This window comes from Actinophytocola glycyrrhizae, assembly GCF_042653545.1.
Taxonomy (GTDB): Bacteria; Actinomycetota; Actinomycetes; order Mycobacteriales; family Pseudonocardiaceae; genus Actinophytocola; species Actinophytocola glycyrrhizae.
Genome location: NZ_JBHSIS010000008.1, coordinates 285,823 through 291,974 on the forward strand (window position 1 = coordinate 285,823; position 6,152 = coordinate 291,974).

Annotated in this window: 8 protein-coding genes; 5 read left to right on the forward strand and 3 right to left on the reverse strand. The window is 71.4% G+C overall.

What is annotated here, in order from left to right; genetic code table 11:
• The first annotated feature begins 55 nt into the window (after nt 1-55).
• A complete protein-coding gene (locus tag ACFPCV_RS19865; RefSeq protein ID WP_378057732.1) occupies nt 56-895 on the forward strand; it encodes a patatin-like phospholipase family protein in 840 nt (279 codons plus the stop codon).
• A gap of 31 nt (nt 896-926) precedes the next feature.
• Nucleotides 927-1,598: a TetR/AcrR family transcriptional regulator gene (locus tag ACFPCV_RS19870; RefSeq protein WP_378057733.1), complete on the forward strand. Its 672-nt coding sequence runs from the start codon at nt 927-929 to the stop codon at nt 1,596-1,598.
• A 489-nt stretch (nt 1,599-2,087) separates the two neighbouring features.
• On the opposite strand, the gene ACFPCV_RS19875 is transcribed toward ACFPCV_RS19870, so the two are convergent.
• Nucleotides 2,088-2,453 carry a VOC family protein gene (locus tag ACFPCV_RS19875; protein ID WP_378057734.1) on the reverse strand — a complete coding sequence of 122 codons (366 nt, stop codon included), beginning with the start codon at nt 2,451-2,453 and terminating at the stop codon, nt 2,088-2,090.
• 65 nt (nt 2,454-2,518) lie between these two features.
• Here ACFPCV_RS19875 and ACFPCV_RS19880 point away from each other — a divergent pair, with 65 nt between their 5' ends.
• On the forward strand, nt 2,519-3,004 hold the full coding sequence (locus tag ACFPCV_RS19880; RefSeq protein ID WP_378057735.1) for a MarR family winged helix-turn-helix transcriptional regulator: 486 nt from the start codon (nt 2,519-2,521) through the stop codon (nt 3,002-3,004).
• A gap of 191 nt (nt 3,005-3,195) precedes the next feature.
• Here the strand turns inward: ACFPCV_RS19880 and ACFPCV_RS19885 are convergent, their stop codons facing one another.
• Nucleotides 3,196-3,450: a tetratricopeptide repeat protein gene (locus ACFPCV_RS19885; protein ID WP_378057736.1), complete on the reverse strand. Its 255-nt coding sequence runs from the start codon at nt 3,448-3,450 to the stop codon at nt 3,196-3,198.
• A 127-nt stretch (nt 3,451-3,577) separates the two neighbouring features.
• On the opposite strand from ACFPCV_RS19885, the gene ACFPCV_RS19890 reads away from it, so the two are divergent.
• Nucleotides 3,578-4,120: a DinB family protein gene (locus ACFPCV_RS19890; RefSeq protein WP_378057738.1), complete on the forward strand. Its 543-nt coding sequence runs from the start codon at nt 3,578-3,580 to the stop codon at nt 4,118-4,120.
• 91 nt (nt 4,121-4,211) lie between these two features.
• Here the strand turns inward: ACFPCV_RS19890 and ACFPCV_RS19895 are convergent, their stop codons facing one another.
• Complete coding sequence (locus tag ACFPCV_RS19895) at nt 4,212-4,658, reverse strand: hypothetical protein (RefSeq protein WP_378057739.1); 447 nt, start codon at nt 4,656-4,658, stop codon at nt 4,212-4,214.
• 321 nt (nt 4,659-4,979) lie between these two features.
• Between ACFPCV_RS19895 and ACFPCV_RS19900 the strand changes: the two genes are divergently transcribed.
• Nucleotides 4,980-5,927 (forward strand): squalene cyclase, encoded by a 948-nt coding sequence (locus ACFPCV_RS19900; protein WP_378057740.1) that lies wholly within the window; start codon nt 4,980-4,982, stop codon nt 5,925-5,927.
• Nucleotides 5,928-6,152: the final 225 nt, after the last annotated feature.

A 6,152-nucleotide genomic window follows, 5' to 3' on the forward strand; every position in this document is an offset into this window, starting at 1 on the left:
CCTCAGCTCGGCCGTCGTCACGCGCGACGGCCAGCCCGACCGGCATGATGGGCCGATGACAAGGCGCGCGCTTGTGCTCGGTGGCGGTGGCATCACCGGGATCGCATGGGAATGGGGCATTCTCGCGGGCTTGGCGGAGGCCGGGATCGCGCTCTCCGACGCCGACCTCGTGGTCGGCACGTCCGCGGGTTCGGTCGTCGGCGCACAGGTGGCGAACGGCCTCGACCCCTCCGCCCGGTACGAGGCGCAGCTGGCGCCGCCGGACGGCGAGCTGGCCGGCACGTTCGGCACCGGCACGATCCTCCGGTACGGCCTGGCGATGCTGGCCGGTTCCCGCGCTCCCCGGAAGGTGCGGCAGCGGATCGGCCGCCTGGCGTTGCGGGTGGACGGCGACGCGTCCGCTCGCGTCAGGGTGATCGACTCGCGGCTGCCGGTGAAGGACTGGCCTTCGGAAACCGCTCTCCGGATCACCGCGGTGAACGCGGAGACCGGGGAGTTCCGCGTGTTCGACCGCGAGTCCGGGGTGCCGCTGGTGCACGCGGTCGCGGCGAGCTGTGCCGTGCCGGGGGTGTGGCCGCCGGTGACGATCGACGGCGGCCGGTACATGGACGGCGGCGCCCGGTCCGCCACGAACGCGGACGTGGCCGACGGGTACGACAAGGTGGTCCTGCTGGCCCCGATCACCCGCGGCATCGGCCCGATGCCGGGCGCGGGCGCGCACGTCGAGCGGCTGCGGCGCCGGTCGGCGGTGGCGCTGGTGAGCCCGGATCCCGACGCACTGCGGGCGTTCGGCCGCAACGTGCTCGACCCGGCGAAACGCGCGGACGCGGCCCGTGCGGGGCGGCGGCAGGCAGGCGCCGTCGCGGCGGCGGTCCGTGCCGTGTGGAGTGACTAGCCGTTAACAGAATCCTGTTATCGTCGAGTACATGGACACCCGCGAACGCATCGTCGAGGCCGCGGCCGCGCTGCTCACCGAGGGCGGCCGGGAAGCGGTTTCCACCCGCGCGGTGAGCACGGCGGCGGGCGTCCAGGCCCCGACGATCTACCGGCTCTTCGGCGACAAGCAGGGCCTGCTCGACGCGGTCGCGGCGCACGGTTTCCAGTCCTACCTCGACCAGAAGACCGGGCTCACCCTCACCGACGACCCGGTCGGGGACCTGCGCACCGGCTGGGACACGCACGTCGGCTTCGGCCTGGCGAACCCGGCCCTGTACGCGCTGATCTACGGCGAGCCGCGGCCGGGGCGGCCGAACCCGGCGGCGACCGAGGCCACCGCGATCCTGGCGAAGCTGGTCCGCCGGGTCGCGGCGGCCGGGCGCCTGCGGGTCGGCGAGGAACGAGCGGCACAGGTCGTGCACGCCGCGGGCTGCGGCACGACGCTGACGCTGATCGCCCAACCACCGGACCGGCGCGACCTGACGGTGTCCACACTGGCCCGCGACGCCGTACTCGCGGCGGTCACCACCGACGACCCGGTCACGGCACCAGGTCCCGGCCCGGCGGCGGTCGCCCTCCGCGCCGCGCTGCCCGGCACCTCGGCACTGACGGCGCACGAGCGGGCGCTGCTGACGGAGTGGCTGGACCGGATCGCGGACTAGATGCTTGATTCCGTGAAGTTGATGTGAGTCGTCGTGTGCTGGCCGGATCGGTCCGGTTTGGGTCGGGTGGGTTGGCTGCGGTTGGCGTTGTGGGTTTGTCCTCGCCGGACGGGCAGGTCTCCGGGGTGGCGGAGGGGTGGGTTGGCTGCGGTTTGGGCGGGTCTGCCTGCCATCCCGTCGGGGTTGCGTGGGCAGGGCCCCGCTGCGCGGGCTGGCGCGGAGCGCCTGGCTTTGGTGCTGTGAAAGGCGCGTTGACGGCATCCGCGATGCCGTCAATGGCACATTCACGGCGCTCAGCGCCCTGAGCGCGCCTTTCACGGCACTGGTTGTGCCGTCAACGCGTCTTTCACGGCGCCGGGCCGTCCTGCGGATGTCCTGCCGGGCCGCTGCGCGCCGGGCGCTTCAGATGACCTTCACGGAATGAATCATCTAGTGGGGCGGCCACCAACGTTCGCCAGGTTAGCGGCGGCCCAGCGACGTCGGTGGCCGCTAGGTGAGCAGCCAGACGTGCCCGTCGGGATCGGCGACCGCGGCGGTGTAGGCCCACGGTTTCTGCTCCGGTTCGGCGACGACGTCCGCCCCGGCGGCAACCGCCCTGGCGAAGGCCGCGTCGACGCTGTCCACGCTGATCGACAACGCGACCTCGCTGACCCCCCGCTCGGCGACGGGCCTGCCGACCGTCCACCCGAATCCGCCGAGGGGAATGAGCATCAGGGTGAGGTCGTCCCCGAGCCGGAACTGGAGCGGCTCGGGCACCCCGTCGTCTGCTGGCTCTCCGAACGCCGCGAAGCCGAATGCCTCCCGGTAGAAGGCGTGCGCGGCGACCCGGTCGGCGGTGGGCAGGGCGATGATCACAATCGTGCTCCTTTCGTTTCCCCACCGACGAACGACGTTGATCCGTTTCGACATATGCTTACTTGGTGGAAGTAAACAGTTCGGTGGTGCTACAACTGATGGCCGCACTGCGGGAGTGTGCCAAGCACGTGCAGCGCGGGGTGGCGGACCAGCCACTGGACGAGGTGGACGTGGGCCTGCTGACGCTGGCGGGCACGGAGAAGGGCGGCCTGAAACCGTCCCAGGCGGCGGCGATGCTCGAGGTGGCGTTCCCGTCGGTCACCCGGCACGTCCGCGCGCTGCAGGACAAGGGCCTGATCACCATCGCCCCGGACACCGACGACGGCCGGAGCTACGCGATCAGTCTGTCCCCTACAGGCGAGCAGGCACTACGCGCCTACCGCGACAACCTCGTGGCCAGGTTCACGCCGGCTGTCACCGACTGGTCGGCAGCGGAACTCGCCGCACTGACGACACAGGTGACCCGCCTGGCCGAGTCGATGTCCTCGGCCCAGTCGACCGCCACCACCCGCCGCACCCCCACGGCAGCCATCTGGTGGCGCACCAACTGAGTTGTCCACAGGCAAGATCCACAACCCCCGTTCCGTCACCCCCACCGGGTAGACTGGCAAGCGGGGCGCCCCCGGGAAGGGTGGGGGTTTCGGTAGCGTCCCGGGGAAGCGGGCAGCAGCGCTCTGACCTGGGGGTTTGCCTCGTTCCGGTCCTGGTGGACGTGGTGTTCGCGGCGCGTGTGGGGCGGATTTCAGGCGCGGAGGTCGTTTTCCGCTGCCTCCCAGTCGAACTCCGGGTGACGGGGTGCGCCGCCGACGGCGCGCTTCATCAGGCCGTGCGCCTTGCGGTTGCCGGGGTCGGCGACCAGCACGACCCCCAGATGGGTGACGGCGTCATCTCCCTTGCCCGCGCCCACCAGTAGTTCCGCGAGGTGGAGTCGCAGTTCGACATCGTCGGGCGCGGCCTCGACGGCTCTTCGCATGCTGGCGATCAGTGCGTTGGTCATGGCGTCCCTGTCGGTGAGAACAGGCGAATGGTAAGGACGCTGACCGAGCCGGACAACCGCCTTCCGGCTCAGCCGGCCCACCGCCGCGGTTGCTCCGGCGGGCCGGCCAACCGTTAGCGTGCCCGTCATGCCGAGAAGAGCCGGACTGTTCGGCGACGAGGGCGACCGCCGGTTCCGGAACCCGACGACCGGCGACGAACGCACCGTGCTGACCGGGGTTCTGGCGGCACAGCGCGCAACGCTGGCGGCAAAGTGCGCGGGCCTGGCCGCCGCCGCGCTCGCGGACCGGCCGGTGCCGCCGTCGACCCTGTCGCTGCTCGGGCTGGTCCGTCACCTCGCCGACGTGGAACGCCGCTGGTTCCGCCAGGTGCTGGCGAAGGAGGACGCCCCACCCCGCTTCTCGTCGGACACCGACCCGGACGGCGACTTCGACGGCGCCACCTCCGGCCCGGCCGCCGCCAGGGAGGCGTGGGCGGCCTGGCAGGAGGAGGTGGCGTTCGCGGAGACGCTGACGGGGGCCGCCCCGGACCTGGACCTCACCGGCGAGGACGGCTGGCGCGGCACGGTGTCGCTGCGCTGGGTGCTGGTCCACATGATCGAGGAGTACGCCCGCCACAACGGCCACGCCGACCTGCTGCGCGAACGCATCGACGGCGCGGTGGGCGTCTGAAGCACCCGGCATTCCCCGGTGCCGCCCGATCCCGATCGTGCCCTCGCCAGGCGCTCGACTCGTCCACATTGGACCGGTCGGCGCGCGGACCTCACCACATGTTCTCGAACCGGGAACCCAGCATCACGCGGGCCATCGTCACCTTGATCACCCTGCGCAGTTCGGTCGGACTGTGCAACTCCGGCAGCGTCTCGAAGATGTCCTTTCCCACATCCAGCAACGTCACGCCCTGGGTGCCCTCCTCGGTGCCCAGCACGAACCACGCCCAGCAGCGGTAGGACTCCGGCTCGGTCGACGGCCCGTCGTTGCGCAGCATCGGGCACAGGAACACGCCCGCGACCGCCGACACCTGCCGCAGCAGGGCGTCCTCGCTGCTCCACCGGCGCGAGCGATCGTGCGCGGCGTTCTCCCGCTGGATGCGCAGCAGGTCGTCGACACCCGCGACCCGGACCGTGAAGTCCGGATCTCCCCACTCGACGTCCGAACGACCACGGAAGCCGCTGTGCTCGCCGTGTGCGGCGTTGCTGTTCACTGTCACCGATCCGGAGGAGGTGGCGCGATGGCGCGCTTCTGCTTGGCACTGTGTCGTCGGGTACCGGCCCGACGTACGGGTGGCGTTGCGGGAGACCGTGCTGGGCCGACGGAAACTACTACCACGGCGTCGGTGAGTGGCTCACGTTCACCTCGATGGCCGAACTGGACGAGGTGCGCGCGCTTTTCGGGCACGCCCACCCCACGAACAGCGACTTCGAACGGTTCATCGGGGGCAGCGGGGAGAGGCCGGGCCACCGCGTTCTGCCAGGCAGGACAGCCGCACCTGCTGGCGTTGCGGGGCATCTCCGGCGACTAGGGTCGCGCCATGGACGTGCTCGGCTGGCTGCGTGACTCCGACCCGGCACTGCGCTGGCAGGTGGAGAGCGATCTCCTGGGCGAACCGCCCGAGGTGTGGGAGGCGACGCGGGCCAGGGTGGCCACCGAGGGGTTCGGCGCGCGGCTTCTCGCGCTCCAGGACCCGGACGGCCAGTGGGCGGGCGGTGCGTTCTTCCCCGCCGACGCCGACCAGAGCACCGAAGCCGGGCAGCCGTGGACGGCGACGACGTGGACGCTCAACTCGTTGCGGGAGTGGGGTCTGGACGCCGCTGTACTGCACGGCACCGCCGAACTGCTCGCCGAGCACTGCCGCTGGGAGTACGACAACCTGCCGTACTGGGGCGGCGAGGTCGACTGCTGCATCAACGCGTGGACGGTCGCGAACGGGCTCTGGCTCGGCGCCGACGTCTGCGGCATCGTGGACTGGTTCGGCGAGCACCGGCTGGCGGACGGCGGCTGGAACTGCGCGTGGGTGGAGGGCTCGACACGGTCGTCGTTCCACTCGACGCTCAACTCGCTCAAAGGGCTGCTCGCCTGGGACGTCGCGACCGGCGGCACGGACGCGACCCGCGCGGCCCGCCACGAAGGCGAGGAGTACCTGTTGCGGCGCGGGCTGTTCCGGCGACTGTCGACAGGCGAGCCGGTGGGGCCGTGGGTGGACCGGTTCACCTACCCGTTCCGCTGGACCTACGACGTGCTCAACGCGGCCGAGTACTTCCGGGCGGCCGCGCTCTCCGACGGGAGGGCGCCGGACCCGCGCATGGCCGACGCGATCGCGATGATCCGCGCGGCCCGCCGGCCGGACGGCACGTGGCGGCAGGGCGCCCGGCAGCCAGGGCGGGTGTGGTTCGAGGTCGACGTGCCAGAGGGTGAACCGTCGAAGTGGCTGACGCTGTCCGGGACCCGCGTGCTCGGCTGGTGGGACGCGGCGCGCTAGTGCTTCGTCAAGGAAGGTTGGTGCGTTCATCGGTGGTCCAGGCGTTCGCTGGCAAGGCGGCCGGAAGCCGCTCGTACCGGGTTGTACCTGGGCTTTCGGCCAACGCCGCCAGCGGGCGCCTGGGCCGCCGAGAAACGTGCCGAACCTTTCTTGACCGAGCACTAGTGTCCTGCGCCGGAAATTCGCCTTGTAAGTCTAGTGTGGGGTTATGACACGGACTGGGCG

Bases quoted from the DNA above. Each gene is read 5' to 3' on its own strand.
- ACFPCV_RS19900 (WP_378057740.1), top strand. From the start codon at position 4,980: ATGGACGTGCTCGGCTGGCTGCGTGACTCCGACCCGGCACTGCGCTGG.
- ACFPCV_RS19890 (WP_378057738.1), top strand. From the start codon at position 3,578: ATGCCGAGAAGAGCCGGACTGTTCGGCGACGAGGGCGACCGCCGGTTC.
- ACFPCV_RS19885 (WP_378057736.1), bottom strand. From the start codon at position 3,450: ATGACCAACGCACTGATCGCCAGCATGCGAAGAGCCGTCGAGGCCGCG.
- ACFPCV_RS19865 (WP_378057732.1), top strand. From the start codon at position 56: ATGACAAGGCGCGCGCTTGTGCTCGGTGGCGGTGGCATCACCGGGATC.
- ACFPCV_RS19870 (WP_378057733.1), top strand. From the start codon at position 927: ATGGACACCCGCGAACGCATCGTCGAGGCCGCGGCCGCGCTGCTCACC.